Source organism: Rathayibacter sp. AY1B5 (assembly GCF_002932795.1).
Lineage (GTDB): Bacteria > Actinomycetota > Actinomycetes > Actinomycetales > Microbacteriaceae > Rathayibacter.
Genome location: NZ_PSWM01000014.1, coordinates 42,784 through 60,307 on the forward strand (window position 1 = coordinate 42,784; position 17,524 = coordinate 60,307).

A 17,524-nucleotide genomic window follows, 5' to 3' on the forward strand; every position below is an offset into this window, starting at 1 on the left:
TCTGTCTCACCAGTCGCGCTGACGGCGTGTCAGCGCATCCAGGTAGGCCTTGGTGTGGACGACCTGCAGGAACAGGTCGACGACGAGCTCGTACATCGACGCGGCGGCGAGCATGTACCGCCAGCCGCGGTCGCGGACCGTGACGATCCGCTCGACGACGAAGATCGCGGTGACGGCCAGCCAGAAGGGCTGGACGCTCAGCTCGCCCCAGCCGACGGCGTAGACGATCGTGGCGAGGTAGACGTACGTGATGATGCAGCCGAGCATGGTGAGCAGCTGGCGCCCCCAGTAGGGAGCCGTGACCCGCGTGAAGCCGTACTGCACGCAGTTCTCGACCGCCCCGCGCTTCCAGCGCAGGCGCTGACGCCACAGGTCGCCCCAGGTCGGCATGACCTCGGTCACGAGGGTGCAGCCGGCGGGGCTCAGCACGTCGTAGCCGAGGTGGCGGATCGCGAATGTGAGCTCGTTGTCCTCGGTGAGGACGGTGGTGTCGTAGATGCCGCCGATGCCGTCTCCGGAGGGGAGGGAGCCGGCCAGGCGGGCCGCGCTGATGCGGCGCATGACGGCGACCTGCAGCACGGCCGCGGTCCCGGTGACGACGAGGCACTTCCCGTTCAGCCTGCGCACGTCGCGGGCGTAGCGCGCGTACTCGTTGCGCTGGAGGTGGCCGACGAAGCCGCCGCCCTCACCGCCGCGGAACACTCCTCCGACCGCCCCGATGCCGCCGTGCAGCTTGCCGCGCGCGATCTCGAGGAACCCGGGGTCGAGCGCGGAGTCGGCGTCCTGCACGAGCACCAGGTCGTCGTCCCGCAGCCCCGGAAGGACCTCGGCGAGGAACTGGTTGAGGCCGCCCGCCTTCTTGTGGCTGTTCCCGACGGTCACGAACACCTCGGCCCCGTGCGCGAGGGCGATCTCGACCGTGGCGTCGGTGCAGTTGTCGGCGATGACGACGATCCGGTCCGGCGGCCAGGTCTGCCGGCGCAGGCCCTCGATCGCCGCGGCGATCCCGGCCTCCTCGTTGTGGGCGGGGAGGGCGGCGACCAGGTCGCCGATGCGCGACGAGGCGCGGCGGCCGCTGCGGGGCCTGGTGCGGGCGATCGGGGTGGTCGCCGGAGGCAGCCGGTCGGTGTCGAGGGCGGGGAGCGCAGTGCGCTCGAGGACCGCAGCCGGGGCCGGCGGACGCTCCAGGAGCGCGGTCGGTGCGGCCGGACGCTCCAGCAGCGCGATCGCGGCGGCCGGACGCTCGAGGACAGCGGCCGGCACGACCGGGCGCTCGACCACCGCAGCGGGGACGGCCGGGCGCTCCAGGAGCGCGGCCGGTGCGGCCGGACGCTCCAGGACCGTGGTCGGCGCAGCCGGCACCGACATCGCTCCAGCAGGCAGCGCGGACGCGAGGCGGCGCGGAGCGGAGACCCGTTCGCGCCCGGGGCGGGCGGCACGGCGTCCGGGGAGCGGGCGCGCTGCCGCCTCGTCGTGCGCCTCCCAGGTCGCCCGGCGACGGGGAGCCGTCGACTCGTCCGCGCCGTGGCCGGGCTGTGTGCGCATGACTGTTCCTCTCCGCGGCCGGGGCCGATGTGCGCTGATGAGCGCCCGCGCGGAACTGAGGTCGTCGCCGGGGTGGGCGCGACCCGAGTGAGGAACGGCGTCCGACGGGGGGATCGGAGCAGGGCCTGACAGAGGACAGCATCGGGGGGTGCTGCGATCAATTTAGGGGCACGGAGATGATGGAAGCAAGTGAAATTTGTCCCCCTAAAGGGGCCACGCAAGGCCCTTGCGGCATATCCACCGTCGTCGTAGCCGGTCAGGTGGCTCGTCGAGCCTCCTCGCCATCCGGTCCACGCCCTTCCCGCGCCGCCTCACGGCGGGCCGTTCGGGGGTCGGCGGCGCTCTTGTGCGCCGGGCCGCCGGGGTCCACCATCGAGCGACGGCCTGCACCCGGGGCGGCCGCACCCGACGGGTCAGGGGCGCCATGCGGTCGCGAGGTCTGCTCTTCTGCCTGATCCCGCCGATCCTCTGGGGCGGCATGCTCCCGGTCGCGGACAGCATCGCGGCGACCGTCGACTCCTTCTCCATGACCCTCATCCGCTACACCGCCGCCGCGGTCGTCCTGGCCGTGCTGCTCGCCCGGGCGGAGGGGCCGCGCGCCTTCCGGCTCGACGGCCGCGGGTGGCGTCTGGCGCTGCTCGGCGCCTCCGGATTCGCCGGCTTCGGCCTGCTCGCCTTCACGGCTCTGCGGTTCACCTCGGCCCCGAACGTCAGCCTGATGATGGGGATGATGCCCGCCATCGGGGCGGTGCTCGCGAGCATCGGCGCCCGGCGCCTCCCGCCGTCGGCCACCGTCGGCTGCATCCTGCTCGCGCTCGTAGGAGTCGCGCTCGTCGTCACCCGCGGCGACGTCGCCCTCCTCCTCGACGGCGAGCTGGGGTTCGGCGAGCTGCTCGCCCTGCTCGGCGCGATCTGCTGGGTCGTCTACACGCGCGGAGCCGCGGCCTTCCCCGGCTGGTCGGCGCTGCGGTACTCGACGCTCACCACCGCGCTCGGCTGCCCCTCGATCGCCGTCGCGGTCGCCGGCGCGACGGCCACCGGCTCCGCGCACCCGCCGACCGGCACCGAGGTGCTCGCGGCCTGGCCGCAGCTGGCCTACCTGATCCTCCTGGCCGGCGTCGTCGCCGTGCTGCTGTGGAACACGGGCATCAAGCTGCTCGGCGCCCTCAACGGCACGCTCTTCCAGAACCTCGTCCCGGTGACGACCTTCGCGATCAGCATGGCGGGCGGCTACCGGCCGGGTCCCGTCGCCCTCCTCGGCGCGGCGATCGTCGTGACGGCGCTGCTGCTCAACAACTGGGCGACGCGGCGCGCGGCCGCGGTCGCCGCACATCCCGTCCCGGTCGCGGCTCCGGTGCCCTGAGCCCCCGACCGGTCGCCGCGTAGCGCTGGGCGCAGACGACCACGGCGAGCGCCGTCTCGAGCAGGTCGCCTCCGTAGAACAGCAGGAGCGCGGCCTGCCGACCGGTCTCGTCCGGCGCCTGGGCGTAGAGCACGGTCGCGAGCAGCGCGTGCGCGGCGATGCCCGCTCCGAGCACGCCCAGGCGCAGGCCGAACGGGGCGCGGTGCGGGTCCGGGTCGACTCCGGCGAGCGCCGCCGTCAGCAGGCAGCCGCTGAGCAGGAAGTGCACGCCGAGCGCGAGGTGCAGCAGCGGATCGGCGTGCGCGGCGGCGAGCAGTCCGGTCGCGTGCACGAGCCAGAGGGAGCCGGTCGAGAGCAGGAGCGCCGTCACCGGGTGGGCGAGGAGACGGGCCGGGCGGCTCCGGAGCAGCCGCGAGAGCCGTCGGGCCGCGGCGACGTCGAGCGCACGCAGGGCCAGGGTGACCGGGGCCGAGAGCACCAGGAGGAGCGGCGCGAGCATCCCGAGGACCAGGTGCGTCAGCATCGCCCCGCGCGGATCCGCGTGCGACCACTCCGCGAGCGGACCCGTGAAGCAGAGCGCCGCGGTCGCGAGCCCGCCGAGGAGCAGGGCGGTGCGGCGGAGCGGCCACGGCCGTCCGCGCCGCCGCTCGAGTGCCGCGGCGCCCCCTCCGAGCGCCGTCGCGGCGGCCAGCGGGACCAGGAGCAGCAGCCCCGGGTCGAGCAGGGCGTGGTCGGCGTGCGGAGTCACGCCGTCGCGCGCCGTCGCCGCGGCAGGAGGAGGAGCCCCGCCGCGAGGAGCACCGCTCCGGAGGCGATCCAGGCGGAGTCGTAGAGCAGCAGGTCGACGTCGTAGCGCACCTGGTGCGCGCGGAGCAGCTTGTGGTCGACGACTCCGTCCCACAGCTGGAACAGCCCCGCCCCCGTGAGCCCCGCGGCCCACGCCGTGCGCGGACGCAGGGCGGATCGGCGCCGCGCGTCGGCGAGCAGGAAGCCGCCGCCGACGAGCGCGAGGATCTCGGCCGCGTGCAGCAGCCCGTCCGAGAGAAGCCCGATCGCCGGAGTGGAGCGGTCGTAGAAGTGGTGCCAGGCGAGGATCTGGTGGAAGACGATCTCGTCGACGGCCGCCATGAGCCCGACTCCGATCAGGACGGCGCCCTGGAAGGCCCGGTCGCCGCGGAGTCGCCGGCCGCTCCGCCGCATCCGGTCCCCTCCCGATCGAGTGCCGGGGCCTCGGGATCCCGAGACCCCCGCGCCTCCTCCCGAGGCCCCGCCATCAGGGAAGCGGACGCGCGGATCGCGGCCTAGAGGGTTGACTCCTCCGGGCGTCGCCGTGCGGGCCCCCTTCGATACGGGCCGGGCACACCGGGCGCAACCCCGTGCGAGGGACCGCACCCGTTCGGGAGAGTGGAAGCATGCAGCAGCTGACCTACGCCTCCAAGAGCTTCGTGACCACCGACGCCGTGACCGAGGCCCTCCTCGACCTGGTGACCGCGATCGACCGCCAGGAGCACTCCGAAGCGGTCACGGTCCCGGCCTTCACCGAGGACGGCGAGCTCATCGAGGCGAAGATGACGCTCGATGCGAGCAGCGAGCTGGTCGCCGTGCCCGTCGAGGTCTCCATCAAGGACGAGGAGTCGACCACCGGCGCCGTCGAGGCCGCCGTCGAGGACATCCGCTCCCGCATCAAGAGCAACCGCGCCACGATCGCGCGCCCCGTGATCGACGAGGACCCGGAGCCCTACAACTACGAGGAGTTCTGAGCCGGGCCCGCAGGCTTCCGCACTTCCACACTTCCGCACTTGAGTCGCCCGGATCTGCACGCGACACGCCGCAGCGGCCAGCCGATCCGGGCACCTCAGCGCAGGTCCTCCCTACGCGCCTCTTGACCCGCTGGTCCGCAGGGAGTCGGATGAGGGCGTGCGCGCGCTGGTCCCCGTCTCCGATCCGTGGTCCGTCGACGGCAGCGGGCGGACGAACGACGGGCCGGTCGACGACCTCGCGGTCCGCGCCGAGCGGCACGGAGGCTCGTACTCGGTCCGGACGCTGCGGCTGACCGGTGTCCGCCTCGGGCCGCGCGGCTCGGTTCACGGAGTGGTCACCGACCCGGTCGCGACGGCCGCGCTCGCGATCGGCTCGCTCCTCCTCTCGGCGATCCCCGCGGGCCTGCCCGGGGACCGGACGCGAGCGGCGATGATGGCCGCGGAGGCGCGGGCTCAGGAACTGGCCGCCGACCGGCCCGCGTGGGAGGTGAGCGCCCTCCCCCTCGACGGCGTCGACTACGCGCTCTTCACCCGCACCCTGCCCGAGGGCGCGGTCGCCCACGCCGACCTCGGCTGGGCCGTCGTCGCGCTGTGGAGCACCGGCCCGCTCCCCGCGGGCCCCTTCCACCTGCTCGAGGTCCCCGACGAGCCCGTCCCGCGCTGAGTCGCCCGGATCGGCTCGCGACACGCCGCAGCGGGGAGCCGATCCGGGCGACTCAGCGAGCGGGTCAGCGCGGCCAGCGCAGGGTCACGCGCCCGCGACCGTGGAGCCGCGCACCAGCAGCTCGGTCGGCAGCAGCGTCACGCGCTGGACCTCCTCGCCGGCCAGGAGGCGCACCAGCACGTCCGCCATCGCCTCGCCGAGGCCCGTGGATGGCTGTCGCACCGTCGTGAGGCGCGGCTCGCTCGCCTCGGCGAAGTAGTCGCCGTCGAAGCCCGCGAGCGCGATGTCGCCCGGCACCGTGAGGCCGCGCTCGCGCAGCGCCGTCAGGGCGCCCGCCGCCATCTGGTCGTTGGAGGCGAAGACCGCGTCGATCGGCCGGCCGGAATCGAGCAGGCGGCGCATCGCGGACGCGCCGTCCTCGGGCGAGTAGTCGCCGTACTCGACGAGCGAGTCGTCGAGGCCCGCGGCGGTGACGGCCGAGCGCCAGCCGGCCAGGCGGTCGATCGCGGCCGGCATGTCCTGACGGCTCGCGATCATCGCCGGGGCCGTGCGGCCGAGGCCCAGGAGGTGCTCGGTGACCGTGCGCGCCGCTCCGGTGTTGTCGACGTCGACGAAGTAGCTGCCGCCCTCCTCCGTCAGCGGCCGCCCGCCGAAGACCACGGGGAGGGAGGCGCCGAGCTGCGCGTAGGAGTGGTCGCCGCTGTGGTGCGAGACGACGAGCGCGCCGTCGACGTTGCCGCCGAGCAGGTAGCGCCGCGTCTTCTCAGGCGCCGCCTCCGAAGCGATGACGATCGTGAGCGTGTACTCCGTGCCGACGAACGCCATCGCAGCGCCCTGCACGACCGAGGCGAGGAACGGATCCGCGAACACCTTCGCCGCCGACTCCGGCACCACCAGCGCGACGGTCTGCGTGCGGCGGCTGGCGAGGGAGCGCGCGGCGCGGTTGGGCACGTAGCCGAGCTGCTCGATCGCGGCGAGCACGGCCGTCCGGGCGCCGTCCTTCACGCGCGGGGAGTCGTTGACCACCCGGCTGACCGTGGCGCGCGAGACTCCGGCCAGAGCGGCGACGGCTTCGAGGGTCGGGGCGGCCGAGACGGCGTCGTGGGTCATGCAGGCCTTCCTCGCGGGTGCCTCCGAGGCTAGCCGAGCGCCGGAGCAGCGGGCCCGTGGAATGCGTCCTCGATGCGAAGGGGCGCGGATCGCGGCCATTCGGGGGTGATCCGGCGGTGAACCGGGCCCCGCGACGGTCAGCGTCCGCGACGGAGGCGCGCGAGGAGGCTCCGGAGCCGCTCGGCCTGCCGGTCGGTGAAGTCGTTCGACAGCCGGAACGCCTCGCTCGTCGGATCCGCCCCGTTCGCGACATCGCGGATGGCGCGCAGCGCCCGCTCCGACGGCGTCGGCTCGTCCCCCGGATGCGGCTGCGCCGACCCGCTCGAGGGGTCCTCGTCGCGCCGGTCGTTCGGCTCCATGTCGCCTCCTCCGCGCCAGCCTAGGCGGCGGGAGGGCAGGCCAGGAGGTCTCGGGCGGAGTGTGATCGGCGGGACCTGCGCGGCAGCGGTCGGGGTGATCCGAGCACGACGACCGGCCGAGTCGGGAACCCGCCGGCCGCTCAGTCCACTGCCCGATCCCTCCTCGCAGCCCCCGACCTCCGGGCCCGGGGCGCCACGGCCCCGGGCCCGAGGCCCCCGTCCCGCGGTCCGATGTCCCCCGACCCGGTCCCGCGGGAGCCTTCGGGCGTCAGCCCTTCACCGCTCCGCTCATGATTCCCGCGATGAGCTGGCGCCCGGCGAGCAGGAACAGCACCAGCAGCGGGATCACCGAGAGCACGGCGCCGGCGAGCACGATCGAGTAGTCGACGTAGTAGCCCGACTGCAGCTGCGCGAGCGCCGTCTGCAGCGTCGGGTTCGTGGGGCTGAGCACGATCAGGGGCCAGAGGAAGTCGGTCCACGCCATCATGAACGTGAAGAGCCCGAGGATCGCCATCGCCGGCCGCGCGGCCGGGACCGCGACGGTGAGGAACGTCCGGAACTGGTTGGCTCCGTCCACGCGCGCCGCCTCGATCAGCTCGTCCGGGATCACGTCGACCAGGTACTGCCGCATGAAGAACACGCCGAACGCGGTGACCAGCGTCGGCACGATCACGGCGCCGAGCGAGCCCGTCCAGCCGAGCTGCCGCATCAGGATGAACAGCGGGATGATGCCCAGCTGCGTCGGGATCGCCATGGTCGCGACGACTCCGATCATCAGACCGTCGCGCCCGCGGAACCGCAGCTTCGCGAAGGCGTAGCCGGCGAGCGTCGAGAACGACACGACCGAGAGCGTGATGATCCCCGAGACGAGGACGCTGTTCAGCAGCGCCGTCCAGAACGGGATCGCCGTCAGCACCTGCGAGGCGTTGGCGAGGAAGTTGCCGCCCGGGACGAGCGGCAGGGTCTCGCTGCGGGTGGCGTTCGAGCCGCTCGCCACGACGAACGACCACCAGAGCGGGTAGGTCGAGCCGAGGATGAATGCGCTCAGCAGCCCGTAGGTGAGGAAGCCGGGCCGGTCGACGCGGCCGGCGCGGGAGGCGCGGACGCGGCGCACCGGGAAGACGGCGGAGGTGGCGGGGGCGGTCATCGCTCGCTCTCGTTCTGGCCGAGGCCGGTGGTGGTGAGCAGGGGGTCCGCGGCGGCGATCTCGTCGGCCGTCCGGGGGCGGGTGGCGCGCCGCTTCGAGATCCGGTTCTCGACGGAGGCGATCCGCCGCGAGATCGCGAAGTTCAGCAGGCCGATCAGCACGATCAGGAGGAACAGCAGCCACGCGATCGCCGCCGCCTCGCCGAAGTTCTGGCGGAAGAACGCCATCTCCCAGAGGTAGAGGACGGTGGTCTGGAACTGCCGGTCCGAGCCGCCGATGCCGCCCGCGTTCGACACGTCGAACAGGCGCGGCTCCGCGAAGATCTGCAGGCCGCCGATGGTGGCGGTGATGATCACGAAGATCAGGGTCGGCCGGATGCTGGGGATCGTGATCGAGCGGAAGCGGCGGAAGGCGTTCGCTCCGTCGATCGCGGCCGACTCGTGCAGCTCGCGCGGCACCGCCTGCATGGCGGCGAGGAGGATGAGGGCGTTGTAGCCGGTCCAGCGCCAGTTCACCATCGTCGCGATCGCGACGTGGCTGGCGAGGCGGTCGTTCGTCCACTCGATCGGGCCGATGCCCACGAGGCCGATCAGATTGTTGATCAGGCCCTCCTGGTCGCTGAACACGCTCGAGAAGATCAGCGCGACCGCGACCGGCGAGACGATGTACGGCAGCAGGACGCTCATCCGCCAGAAGGTGCTGGCGCGCAGCGCCTGGTCGAGGGCGGCCGCGAGCAGCAGCGCGACGGCGAGCTGCGGGATCGTGGAGAGCAGGAAGATGCTCAGCGTGTTGACGATCGAGTTCCAGAAGAAGCGGTCGCCCAGCACGGCCGCGAAGTTCGCGAACCCGACGAAGTCGCCCTGTCCCTGCAGCAGCTGCCAGTCGTAGAGCGACACGACGAGCGTGTAGACCAGCGGGAACGCGCCGGTGAGCGCGAAGAGCAGGAAGAACGGCGAGATGTAGAGGTAGGGCGAGGCCTTCACGTCGAAGCGGCTCGCGCGCTGGCGGAAGGTCAGCGGGAGTCGGGGCGCCGGGCGCCGCTTCCCCGCGGGGGGCGTCGCCGTGGCCGGCGGGGTGAGTGTGCTCGTCATGGCGCTCTCTTCGAGGTCGAGTCGGAGTCGGTGGGGTGCGGCGGAGGTGCCGGGAGGGCCCGGCGCGCGGGACCGGGAGGCCCGGCGCGCGGGACCGGGAGGTCCGGTGGCGGCCGGACCTCCCGGGGCGGGTGGGCGTCGGATCGGAGGGGTCGGCCCCCGAGCGTCGGCCCGACCGGTCAGTCGACGAGCTCTCCGAGGAGCTGGAGCGCCTCGTTCCAGCCCTCCTTGCCGTCGATCTCGCCGCGGTCGACCTTCTGCAGGACCGGTCCGAAGACGTTCTCCTGGATCAGCGAGTCATCCGGGCCCTTGTACTGGGCGACGACGCCCTCGGCACGCTGGGCGAGGATCGCGCCGGTCGGGGAGTCGTTCATCCCGGGGTCGGGAGCGGCCGCGGAGGCGAGCTCCTTCTGCGCGTCGAGAGTGCTCGGGAACGGTCCGGCCGCGTCGAACGCCTTGAGCTGCTGCTCCGGCTCGCTGAGCCAGGAGGCGAGCGCCGCCGCCTCAGCGGGGTGCTTCGACTGGGTCGGGACCGAGAGGAACGAGCCGCCCCAGTTGGCGGGGCCGCCGGGGAAGACGTCGGCGAAGTCCCAGCCGGTGTCCTCGGCGTTCCCGCCGCCGGCCTCGACGTTGCTCTTCAGCGTGCCGAACATCCAGCCCGGGCAGACGAAGGTGGCGAAGGTCTGGTCGGTGAACGACTTGCCCTTGTTCCAGTCCCACGCCTTCTGAGCGGCCGAGAGGCCGGACGCGGTGGCGTCGGTCAGCTGGGCCCAGCGCTCCTCGAGCTCCGGGTTGCCCTCGATGATCAGCTCGCCGTCGGAGGTGTAGTACCCCTCGGGCAGCTGGTTGACCATGGCGTTCCAGACGAATCCGGAGTGGTCGAACCACGCCTTGCCGGTGGCGTCGTGGTACTTCTGGCCGGCGGCGAAGTAGTCGTCCCAGGTCGCGTCCGGTCCGCCGAGCATCTCGGCGACGGCGGCGCGGTCGGTGGGCATGCCCGCGGCCTCGAAGGCGGCCGTGCTGTAGCAGAGGCCCTCGGGTCCGATGTCGGTGCCGTAGCCGATGACGCGTCCCTCGGGGTCGGTCGCCTGCTCGTACTTCCAGTCGACCCAGTCGGCCTTGCGGTCCTCGATGCCGTGGTCGCGCAGGTCGACGAACTGGTCCGAGACCTCCATGACGGAGCCGAGCCAGCCCTCCTCGATGGCGACGACGTCGGCGAGCCCGGAGCCTGCGGCGAGCTTCGTGAATGCGTCGGTCCGTGCGTTTCCGCCGGTGTCGATGTTGTTCGGGACGATGGTGATCCCGGGGTTGGCGGCCTCGTACTCGTCGTAGAGCTCGTCGAAGCCCATGGCGTTGAACGTGGTGACGGTCAGCTCGATCTCGCCGCCCTCGGAGGCGTCGGATCCCGACGAGCATCCGGTGACGATCAGGGCGAGGGCCGAGGCGCCGGCGATCGCCGCGGCGATCCTGGTGCGTCGTGAATAGGACACGGTCACTCCTTCGTGATGGTGGTGAGGGCACCCCTGGGAGCGCTCTCACGAGTGCTGTTCCGCGTATGTGAGAGCGCTCTCACGAGGTGTGCGGCGAGCTTACGCACGGCCCTGCGACGAGGTCAAGCGTTTTCGTGAGAGCGCTCTCCAGGGACTGATGGTCCGCTCCTAGCCCATCGAATCCCCGTTCGCGCCTCCTCCGCGACATCGCAGAGGTCGAATCGCCACAAATTGCCAATCGAGTAGCCCTCGAAACTGGGCGTATAGAGATCCACCACCGCCGAGCGCGGGGGTCTCGACGCTTGCCCTCGGAAAGAGGGACGATGACGTCGACGGCGCGAGCCTCCGACAAGTTCGAACACTCGCATGCCCGGTCAACTGTCGCGCGCGTCACCCCGAACTGCTCCGAGCTTTGCCACGGTGTAGTTGCCCGAAAGGTACTCCGCGACCCGGTGAGCCTCAATCTTGAGAGAGCTTCGGCTACGAACCACGCAGGCGCCCCTTCGCTTTCGCGACCTTCATCCCCTCGTGCGTGCACGCCCGGATTAGACGGGAAGGACGACTAGCGGTTCCTTCTCGACTGTTTCAACAGTCGCTGCGAGCCCAACGACAAGGAACACCGAAGATTTGCGCCCTGGTCAACAGACCTATCCAGTGTTTCGTCCCACTGACGCATACTTCAGCTAGCGTATCCCGATGACCTGGCGCGCCCTGACTCACCGGCTGAACCCCTTACGGCATCGTTGCAGCCGTGCGAGGCGCAGGCGAAGTAGTTGGCGGTGGCAGGCGAGGCGGTGGGCAACGGCGCCCGCCTTCCTCGGGCAGACCCGATGCGCGCGTTCGTTCATATTAAGGACGACTACTTCTGAACAAAGATAGCGTTCGACTTTTGGAGATAGGAACATGAGCAGAAAGCGTCCATTGCTGAAATTTCACACCCTGAACGCCCGAGATAACTCAGTTATTCCCTGGTTGTACTCGGGTCCCGCCGATGGTGATCCCGCCACCTTCCGCGACCTTATGCAACTCGAGAATGAGCACGTGCGCGACATGCTTAACGCAAAAGGCATTGACTATGACGATTTGAAGTCCGCGCTGACCCCGACCAAGAACGGCAAGCAGGTCGTATTTTTTTACACATGGCTGGAGTATGGGACTGGAAATTACGCGGTTGATTTTGCAAAGAAGTATCTTCCGAACATTCACCCGAAGACCCAAACTAGCGTTCTGCACGGCGACCTCCTGGGTGCACCACCCGAGGACTTGCTTAATGCCAAAATCGTGCGGGCGAACGACCAGGAAATTAATTGGAGAGTTCAATACGCCGTTTATTTTAGCAACCTAAATCAGTTCAACCTGGAGGCGATTCACGGAAGCTTAAAAGATGATCCCCGCTATTCGGGCTACATAATCGCCGACTACGATGCGTCGCTTTTGGATTACTTCGCAGGATGTCTTGCATCACAATGGATAGTTCACAACAAGACAATCATATTGACACACGGAGGTGACGACCCGTTCATCGGCTCCGAAGACCCAGTTGGGTACGAATTCGACTCGATGGATATTGAGTTAGTAAGCCTTATTGATGCATACTATGTTGCTTTTTTTGTTTATAAAATTGAGTCTGAGGGTTCCCCTCGGGCGGACGCCGATCGCACCCTCACACTTGCCGCTGCGACAGGAGAATACATTGATATAGACACAGCCTCAATAGTAGTGCATCCGGACAAGCTCGAAAAATACTTACTAAAGGACGAGAGCAAGTTGCGTCTGATGACAAGCATCGGATTGCAAGATGTCACACCCGACGAGCTAGCCGTCATTATCCGCGAACGTATCAGTAAGAATTACATCTACGATATACGCTTCGCAGTCGGGTACATACCGACCTTCGCCGTTGCGGCAGATTTTGAAACAAACTCTGGCGACCTCGTCCGCAGGCTACTTTCGCTGAAATTTGAAAGCGAATCAGAGACAATCTCTCTCGTTACAATGTATTAGACCTAGATTCTCCAGGGAGGCCCTACAGGGGCCACCACGGTGCAGTTCGCAACAAACGAGATCCGGGTGGTCTGCGTCCATCCCTGGTGGCAACCGGCGCGGCTCGTCTTCTCAACGATTATCGAACCGATTGGAGGACGCTGCTACCTCCACGCTCGCTCTACGAACGCCGCGGCAAGTAGCTCCACGTCGTGACCCGAGGCGGCGTCGGAACGATTCGCCTCGACCTTATCGGACATTTCGCCACCTTCCGCGCGGCCGGGGACGGACCGCACCTCCCAATGAACGCCTCCAACGTGCCTAAGTGCTGAACCTCCAAACGAGCACAGGTCGCACAATGACCGATCCGCAACCGGCCCCATCACACTCCGCGCTGAGCCCGGCCAGACAGAGCCGGCAGAGGCTAAGCCTCGCGACGCGGGACCAGTCTCCCCCGCTGACGCGACGTCGGTGCACTCTCGCATTCCCCCGTGGCCCAGCCGCCTGCCGCGACCGGCACCTACTGAACCACAATTTCAACTGCATCCCGGGCCTCCCCGCCCGACCGGTGGCGGCCTCCTCTAGCATCGAGTATCGAATTTGGACCGCCGGATGAGCCTTGACAACGAGGCGCCACCACGGGCGATGGGAATCACAGTGAGCGAGAAAGCTTCTACAAACCAAGCCCCTCGACCTCGCGGAGTGTAGAAGGAATTTACGCTTGGGATATCGACGCCGAAATTGATTCGAAAAGTTTCGTACGTTCGCTCACGAAGCTCAACAATCTCGGTCTACCCTGGTAGCTCCTTCGATGACATCCAAAAGAAAGAGAGGTCAACGAGGCCGTCGCCCGCATGGCGATCAAAACTATAACGGCATCTTTTGGAAACCAGCCTCTTTGAGTAGCGGGGCACTACCCGCGACCATCTCGGCCGTCCGCTCCGCCTAAGGCGTCTGGTCGACCAGATTGTCATCGTAGCCACCGGGTGACGCGCCATATTGGTATTCCTTTACGGGTGACTGATTGTGCAGGCCCTCGCGCTAGTAACGCCGGGCTGCGGTCATGGCACACGGACGCGGGACAGATCAAGACGGCGAGGATGAGGACTGGTCGGCTGACAGGCAGTGGGCATTGCGGTAATGGTGGACTGTCATGGCGTTTGCTTGTGCTTGCTGATCGGGGCCGCGCTCGTGGAGCTGGCGCCCACCTAGATCACGCCGCTGAGCGTGCTGCAGAAGTTCGCGGCGGTCATGCTCTTCGGGTGGCTGGCGGACAAGGCGCGACCGTGAGACTAGCGACCGTTCAATGATCCTCTCTTGGGCGGCTACTCGGCCAGCAAGGGCCGCCCTCAGCCGACGAGCACCGCGAAGCCCTGCGCGGGGAGCTGCACGGCGACGGCGCCGGACGGCGTCGTCACGCGCACGAGGGCGCCGTCGCGGTCGTAGACGCGCAGCGTGCCGGAGCCGCCCGAGACGCCGATCGCCGTGTTCCGCGCAGCGTCGGTGGAGTTGCGGATCAGCTCGGTGCGGCCGCCCTCTCCTCCGACCACGAGGCGCGTCACCAGCGGTCGCACCAGGAGCGCGTCGAGGCGCGTCTGCCCGCTCAGCGGGCGGACCTGGACACTCGACGAGCCGGCCGGCACGGTGCGGCGGAGCTTCTCCGGGAGCAGCGCGCCCTTCGCCTCCGTGACCCCCTGCGTCCCGACCGTCGAGCGGAGCAGGTCGAGCGGGCGCGTGCCCGACGTCCAGACGCTCAGCGGCGTGCGCTCGGTGCCGCGCTGCGGCTGGTCGATGACGGCCTCCACCACGCGGTCCTGCGACGAGGATCCGATCGGGATCGATACCGCCCGGCGCGGGTCGGTCAGCGAGAGGTAGGAGCCGCTCCAGCCGGCCTCCCCGGTCCAGGACGACTCCGGTGTGACGACGGTGCCGCCGCGCGCGCTCTCGGCCTCGACCAGCGTCAGCCCGTCGCGCGAAGACTCCGTGGCGACGGTGCGGGCGCGGTCGGCGACGTCCGGGTGCGCGTCGAGCGCCAGCATCGCCAGCAGGCCGTGAATGGTGCTCTCGGCGCCGCTGTTGCGGTTGACGGTGCCGTCGGCCTGGACGCCGTCGAAGACGACTCCCGTGGCCGGGTCGTACACCGGAGCGAGGCTGCGGTTCAGGCCGAAGAACCAGGCGCCCTGCACGGCCGCGAGGTCGGTGAAGGCGCCGGAGCCGGTGACGTCCGCCAGGGCCAGCGAGTTCTGGAGCCGGGAGTCGGCTCCGTACGCGATCTGCACCCGGTCGGTCGGAGTCGGGTTCCAGCCGTTGTCCGGACCGCCGGCGGTCAACAGCTCCGGCGCGAAGCGCGCGCCGTCGACGATCGCGGGCTCGAGGAGGGAGGAGTCGTCCAGCGCCGCGGAGGACGCGGCCAGTCCCCCGGCCATCTGCGACGACCAGGAGTGCCAGAGCGTGCGCGACTTCGTCCACGGGAGGATCGCGCCGTACGGCCAGGCGGTGGTGTCCGCCTCCGTCGTCGTGCGGGCGTAGGCGGCGACGCCCTCGGCGAGCGCGGCCGTGCTCGTGCGCACCGCGGAGTCGTCGGGAGCGGCCTCGAGGTAGGCGGAGAGGCCGAGCAGCGCCTCCGAGGTGGCGTCGGCGCCGTCGACGATCAGCCAGGCCGGCACCTGCACGCCGTCGGCGTGCGCGTACTCGCCGTAGCGCGTGAGCACCTCGCGGTCGACCGCACCGACCCCGAGCCGCAGCCGCTCCTGGAGGAAGGCGGCGAAGTCCGGATCCGTGTCGCGGAACGCCGCATAGCCCTCGCCGAGCGCCCAGAGGGTGCGGGCGAGCCAGTAGCTGTCCTCGGAGTCGCTGGGGTCCGGCAGCTCGACCGGCTCGGCGCTCGCGTTCAGCTCCCCGTCGGTCTGCATCCAGAGCACCACGTTCCCGGCGTCGTCGCCCTCGGTGGTCTGGAAGTAGGCGAGGGCGCGAAGGGTCTCGAAGGCCTTCTCGCGGCTCTCGGTCGATCCGGTCTGCTGCCAGTGGCGGAGGTAGACGACGGCCGCGCGGGAGATGTCGTCGGTGTTGAACGCCCCCTGCTCGTAGTCGCCGGTCGCCGGATCGAGGCGGCCGCCGCCGACCCGCTCGAAGCTGCCGCCGTCGCGGGCGTCGGCGTAGGTCCACGGCATGACCAGGGTCGGCTCCTCGTCGAGCCGGTAGGTGGTGTGGCCGGGCTCGGGAACCGGAGTGGCGGTGTCGAGGAGGAAGTCGAGGTGCGCCGTGTTCGTCAGCGGCTCGGCCGCCTGCGCGGGGGTCGCGCCGAGGGCGAGGCCCCCGACGGTGAGGGCGGCGGCGGCCAGGACGGCCGCCGATCTGGTGAGCGTGTTCGTCATCGAACTCTCCTTGAGGTGGGGGTGCGGGGGCCGATCTCGAGGCGCCCGCTCCGCGGGCTCCTCGATCAGCGAGAAAGGCGTCCGGCGGACGGCGGACTCGATCAGCAAGGCGAACGCTGCGCGGGTCTCTTGGTGGTCGAGTAGCCGCGGAGCGGCGTATCGAGACCCCGGTGTCCAGGCGGTGGTGGATCTCGATACGCCCGCTGCGCGGGCTACTCGATCAGCAAGAAAGGCGTCCGACGGAGGGCGGACTCGAACAACAAGGCGTCCGCTGCGCGGGCTCTTGGTGGTCGAGTAGCCGCGAAGCGGCGTATCGAGACCCCGGTGTCCAGGCGGTGGTGGATCTCGATACGCCCGCTGCGCGGGCTACTCGATCAGCAAAATAGATGTCCGCCGGAGGTGGACTCGATCAGCAAAACAGGCGTTCGCCGGAGGTGGACTCGATCAGCAAAACAGGCGTCCGCCGGAGGTGGACTCGATCAGCAAAACAGGCGTTCGCCGGAGGTGGACTCGATCAGCAAAACAGGCGTTCGCCGGAGGCGGACTCGGCCAGCGAGGCATTGTCAGCCGTCCGTGCGGACGAGGCGGGCCGCGCCGATCTTCGAGTCGGCCATGCCGTAGAAGACGTAGTGCTGGCCGTCGATCTCCTCGATCGCCGTCGGGAAGACGACGTTCGGGACGATCCCGCTGCGCTCCTCCTCCGTCTCCGCCTCGAGCAGCGGCTCGGAGGTGCGCGCGATCACCCGCGACGGGTCGTCGCCGTCGAGGAGCATCGCTCCGGCCGAGTAGTTCACGTGCTGCTGCTGCGCGAAGGCGCTGTCGATCACTCCGGTCACCCCGTGGTGGATCAGCAGCCAGCCCTCGGGCACGCGCAGCGGCACGGGTCCGCCGCCGACCTTCAGCTCCTCGAACGGGAACTCCGGGCCCGCGAGGAACCGGTGCCGCGTCCAGTGCGTGAGGTTCGCCAGGTCGCGGTCCACCTCGTCGACCGGCACGTAGCTGATCCAGATGCTCTGCCGCGGGTCCTCGATCCCGGCCGGGAGGCGGATGCCCTCGCCCGCCTTCGTCTCGCTGAGGTCCCACATCGGCCGGTGCAGCACCGCGAACGAGCGGGTGCCGTCCGGCGCTTCGACGATCTCGGGGAAGAACACGCAGTCCTTGTTGTGGAACAGGCCGAGGTCGATGTCGAGCGCGTCATCGTAGGCGAAGGTCACCGGGCCCAGGCGCCGCCAGTCGCGGAGGTCCTCCGACACGGCGAGCGCCGTCCGGGGCCCGAGCGGCCCGTAGGCGACGTAGGTCATCACGTGCAGCCCGAGCGCCTCGATGAACGTGATCCGCGGATCCTCGACGCCCGAGTTGTGGGCGCCCTGCTCGAAGCCGCGGTCGGGCGCGAGCACGACGCCCTGCCGCTCGACCCCGACGGGCACGCCGCCCTCGACGACCACGCGGGCGAGCCCCACGCGGGAGACGTTGCCGGCGGCGACCATCCGGGGCAGCAGGTACAGCTCGCCGTCGGGTCCGCGGCCGCTGCCGGGGTTGAGCACCCCCTCGGCTTCGAGCGCGTCGCCCGGGGCGGGCTCCATCACGACGCCGACGCGCTCGAGACGGTAGGGGACAGTGGTGAGGGTGGGAGACATG

At 69.9% G+C, this 17,524-nt stretch carries 14 protein-coding genes; 4 read left to right on the forward strand and 10 right to left on the reverse strand.

Features of this window, described 5'->3' with window-relative positions; genetic code table 11:
* Nucleotides 1-6 precede the first annotated feature (6 nt).
* Nucleotides 7-1,545 (reverse strand): glycosyltransferase family 2 protein, encoded by a 1,539-nt coding sequence (locus C5D44_RS10290; RefSeq protein ID WP_258067947.1) that lies wholly within the window; start codon nt 1,543-1,545, stop codon nt 7-9.
* A 424-nt stretch (nt 1,546-1,969) separates the two neighbouring features.
* Here C5D44_RS10290 and C5D44_RS10295 point away from each other — a divergent pair, with 424 nt between their 5' ends.
* Nucleotides 1,970-2,908: a DMT family transporter gene (locus C5D44_RS10295; protein ID WP_104281596.1), complete on the forward strand. Its 939-nt coding sequence runs from the start codon at nt 1,970-1,972 to the stop codon at nt 2,906-2,908.
* On the opposite strand, the gene C5D44_RS10300 is transcribed toward C5D44_RS10295, so the two are convergent.
* On the reverse strand, nt 2,835-3,656 hold the full coding sequence (locus C5D44_RS10300) for a cytochrome c oxidase assembly protein (protein ID WP_104281597.1): 822 nt from the start codon (nt 3,654-3,656) through the stop codon (nt 2,835-2,837). The two genes, C5D44_RS10295 and C5D44_RS10300, sit on opposite strands and share 74 nt — an antisense overlap.
* The gene (locus tag C5D44_RS10305) at nt 3,653-4,108 is read right to left on the reverse strand and encodes a DUF2243 domain-containing protein (protein WP_104281598.1); all 456 of its coding nucleotides are present in this window, start codon (nt 4,106-4,108) and stop codon (nt 3,653-3,655) included. The genes C5D44_RS10300 and C5D44_RS10305 overlap by 4 nt, the downstream gene beginning before the upstream one ends.
* A 212-nt stretch (nt 4,109-4,320) precedes the next feature.
* Here C5D44_RS10305 and C5D44_RS10310 point away from each other — a divergent pair, with 212 nt between their 5' ends.
* Complete coding sequence (locus C5D44_RS10310) at nt 4,321-4,668, forward strand: hypothetical protein (RefSeq protein ID WP_104223965.1); 348 nt, start codon at nt 4,321-4,323, stop codon at nt 4,666-4,668.
* 157 nt (nt 4,669-4,825) lie between these two features.
* Nucleotides 4,826-5,332 (forward strand): hypothetical protein, encoded by a 507-nt coding sequence (locus tag C5D44_RS10315; RefSeq protein ID WP_104281599.1) that lies wholly within the window; start codon nt 4,826-4,828, stop codon nt 5,330-5,332.
* 84 nt (nt 5,333-5,416) lie between these two features.
* On the opposite strand, the gene C5D44_RS10320 is transcribed toward C5D44_RS10315, so the two are convergent.
* The 5 genes from C5D44_RS10320 to C5D44_RS10340 form a co-directional block, all read right to left on the reverse strand.
* The gene (locus tag C5D44_RS10320; protein ID WP_104281600.1) at nt 5,417-6,442 is read right to left on the reverse strand and encodes a LacI family DNA-binding transcriptional regulator; all 1,026 of its coding nucleotides are present in this window, start codon (nt 6,440-6,442) and stop codon (nt 5,417-5,419) included.
* 137 nt (nt 6,443-6,579) lie between these two features.
* Nucleotides 6,580-6,801 (reverse strand): hypothetical protein, encoded by a 222-nt coding sequence (locus C5D44_RS10325; protein WP_104281601.1) that lies wholly within the window; start codon nt 6,799-6,801, stop codon nt 6,580-6,582.
* A gap of 268 nt (nt 6,802-7,069) precedes the next feature.
* Complete coding sequence (locus tag C5D44_RS10330; protein WP_104275705.1) at nt 7,070-7,948, reverse strand: carbohydrate ABC transporter permease; 879 nt, start codon at nt 7,946-7,948, stop codon at nt 7,070-7,072.
* The gene (locus tag C5D44_RS10335) at nt 7,945-9,039 is read right to left on the reverse strand and encodes a carbohydrate ABC transporter permease (protein WP_104281602.1); all 1,095 of its coding nucleotides are present in this window, start codon (nt 9,037-9,039) and stop codon (nt 7,945-7,947) included. Before C5D44_RS10335 ends, C5D44_RS10330 begins: the two co-directional genes overlap by 4 nt.
* Nucleotides 9,040-9,218: 179 nt before the next feature.
* On the reverse strand, nt 9,219-10,529 hold the full coding sequence (locus C5D44_RS10340) for an ABC transporter substrate-binding protein (protein ID WP_104281603.1): 1,311 nt from the start codon (nt 10,527-10,529) through the stop codon (nt 9,219-9,221).
* Between the two features lie 903 nt (nt 10,530-11,432).
* On the opposite strand from C5D44_RS10340, the gene C5D44_RS17735 reads away from it, so the two are divergent.
* Entirely contained in the window at nt 11,433-12,533 is a 1,101-nt protein-coding gene (locus C5D44_RS17735; protein WP_146088024.1) for a hypothetical protein, read from the forward strand.
* Between the two features lie 1,328 nt (nt 12,534-13,861).
* Here C5D44_RS17735 and C5D44_RS10345 read toward each other — a convergent pair.
* Entirely contained in the window at nt 13,862-15,886 is a 2,025-nt protein-coding gene (locus C5D44_RS10345; RefSeq protein ID WP_104281604.1) for a hypothetical protein, read from the reverse strand.
* A 563-nt stretch (nt 15,887-16,449) separates the two neighbouring features.
* The gene (locus C5D44_RS10350; protein WP_104281605.1) at nt 16,450-17,523 is read right to left on the reverse strand and encodes a glycosidase; all 1,074 of its coding nucleotides are present in this window, start codon (nt 17,521-17,523) and stop codon (nt 16,450-16,452) included.
* Between the last annotated feature and the right edge of the window lies 1 nt (nt 17,524).

Coding starts and splice junctions, on each gene's coding strand:
- C5D44_RS10345 (WP_104281604.1), bottom strand. CDS start 15,886: ATGACGAACACGCTCACCAGATCGGCGGCCGTCCTGGCCGCCGCCGCC.
- C5D44_RS10320 (WP_104281600.1), bottom strand. CDS start 6,442: ATGACCCACGACGCCGTCTCGGCCGCCCCGACCCTCGAAGCCGTCGCC.
- C5D44_RS10290 (WP_258067947.1), bottom strand. CDS start 1,545: ATGCGCACACAGCCCGGCCACGGCGCGGACGAGTCGACGGCTCCCCGT.
- C5D44_RS10305 (WP_104281598.1), bottom strand. CDS start 4,108: ATGCGGCGGAGCGGCCGGCGACTCCGCGGCGACCGGGCCTTCCAGGGC.
- C5D44_RS10350 (WP_104281605.1), bottom strand. CDS start 17,523: ATGTCTCCCACCCTCACCACTGTCCCCTACCGTCTCGAGCGCGTCGGC.
- C5D44_RS10295 (WP_104281596.1), top strand. CDS start 1,970: ATGCGGTCGCGAGGTCTGCTCTTCTGCCTGATCCCGCCGATCCTCTGG.
- C5D44_RS10325 (WP_104281601.1), bottom strand. CDS start 6,801: ATGGAGCCGAACGACCGGCGCGACGAGGACCCCTCGAGCGGGTCGGCG.
- C5D44_RS10310 (WP_104223965.1), top strand. CDS start 4,321: ATGCAGCAGCTGACCTACGCCTCCAAGAGCTTCGTGACCACCGACGCC.
- C5D44_RS10335 (WP_104281602.1), bottom strand. CDS start 9,039: ATGACGAGCACACTCACCCCGCCGGCCACGGCGACGCCCCCCGCGGGG.
- C5D44_RS10330 (WP_104275705.1), bottom strand. CDS start 7,948: ATGACCGCCCCCGCCACCTCCGCCGTCTTCCCGGTGCGCCGCGTCCGC.
- C5D44_RS17735 (WP_146088024.1), top strand. CDS start 11,433: ATGAGCAGAAAGCGTCCATTGCTGAAATTTCACACCCTGAACGCCCGA.